Genomic DNA, 1,448 nt, shown 5'->3' on the forward strand with positions numbered 1-1,448 from the left:
CCAGCCCCGCCAGCCGGGCGGCGAGCGCCCAGGGCACCTGGGCCCGCCGCAGTGCCCGGCCCCGGGCGGCCTCCTCGGCGGTGAAGTCGCCGGCCGGGGGGCCGGCCGTCCCGGTGCGGCCCGTTGCGGCGCCTGCGGTCGCGGCGCCGTCCGCCGTGACGTCGCCGCCGCTGTCAGAGGTCACCGATAGCCTCCTGCCGAGCTGTTCTGAGCTGCTGTACCGGGTCGCCGTTCCGACTCCCGAGAGGGGCCAGCATGACAAACCGGGGGCGCCGTCGCGAGGGGCGGGTCAGCCCAGCTCCGTGCGGAGTGCGGTGCGCCAGTCGCGGGTGAAAGCGGCGAGGCCGGTCCCGAGGACGCGGCGCATCGCACGGTCCACGGTGGCCTCCCGGTCGGCATCCGCGGAGCCGGTGGCTGCGACGGCACGGTAGAGGGTGACCAGGCCCCGGGTGCCGTGGCGGCGGGCCACCAGGGTGCAGGCGAACCAGGCGAGTTCATAGGCCTGGGCGAGGCCCTCCGCGGTGGTGGCGAAGTCGCTGTCGGTGGGGAGGGCGTCCGGGAGGCGGCCCGCGGCGATGTCGGCGGCCAGTTCGGGGGCGATCTGGCGGCTGGTGCGGCGGGTGCCCAGGTAGGCGGTCCAGTCGGCGGCGCCCTCGGAGAGCCAGAGCGGCGTCCAGGGCCGGGTGTCGGCCCTGGTGGCGACATGGACGGCCTCATGGCTGGTGACCACCTGGCGGCCCAGGTCGCTCAGCGCGCGGTAGGCGTCCGGGTTGACCAGGATCCGGTCGGCCGGGGCGGCCTTGGGCGCGCCGGGGGCAGCGGTGGTCACCGCGGCGATGCCGCGGTAGTCCCCGGGGGTGGCGTCCAGCAGCCGGGAGAGCTGGTCCAGCGAGCCGGGGGCGTAGAGCAGCAGCCGGTCGGCCCAGGAGGCGCCCCAGACGGCGCTGACGGCCGGCACGGCGCTGTCCGCGGCCGCCGACAGCGCCGCCAGGTCGGCGTGGGCGGCGAGGCCCAGCACCAGGCTGTGGGAGCCGTGGACGGCGCGTACGGTGCCCAGGTCCCACAGCAGGGCGCTGCCGACCGGGTCCTCGGCGGCCAGCAGCCACCGCCCGTCCCGGCCGCTGAGGGCGAACCGGCGGGTGGCGGTGGCCGGGTGGCGGTCGTAGCCGGCGATGCGGTGGTCGAGCTGCACCTCCGCGGTGAGGCCGGTGGCGCTGCGTTCCAGCCGGGTCAGCCTGGGCCTGTAGGAGGCGAACGGCACCTCGGCGGTACGGCGCAGCAGTTCGGCCTGGTGGGGGCGGTGGGCCGGGACGGCGGTGGCGGCGAGCGCCGCGCCGTCACGGCGCAGCACGGCGTCGGCGTACCCGGCGAGCAGCGCCTCGGCGCTGCGCCGGTCGGCCTGCGACGGGGTGGGGAGCGGCGCCGTGACGGCGGCGTCGAGGCCGGCG

Annotated in this window: 2 protein-coding genes; both read right to left on the reverse strand. The window is 78.0% G+C overall.

All coding sequences use genetic code 11. From position 1 onward, the window contains the following. The coding region (locus tag AOK09_RS26965; protein ID WP_055589857.1) for a hypothetical protein at positions 1 to 184 on the reverse strand (184 nt) is incomplete at its 3' end. Between the two features lie 105 nt (positions 185 to 289). Beyond that, positions 290 to 1,448: hypothetical protein (locus tag AOK09_RS26970; protein WP_055589858.1), on the reverse strand; the 1,159-nt coding region annotated here is incomplete at its 5' end.

This window comes from Peterkaempfera griseoplana (assembly GCF_001418575.1).
Classification (GTDB): Bacteria; Actinomycetota; Actinomycetes; order Streptomycetales; family Streptomycetaceae; genus Peterkaempfera; species Peterkaempfera griseoplana.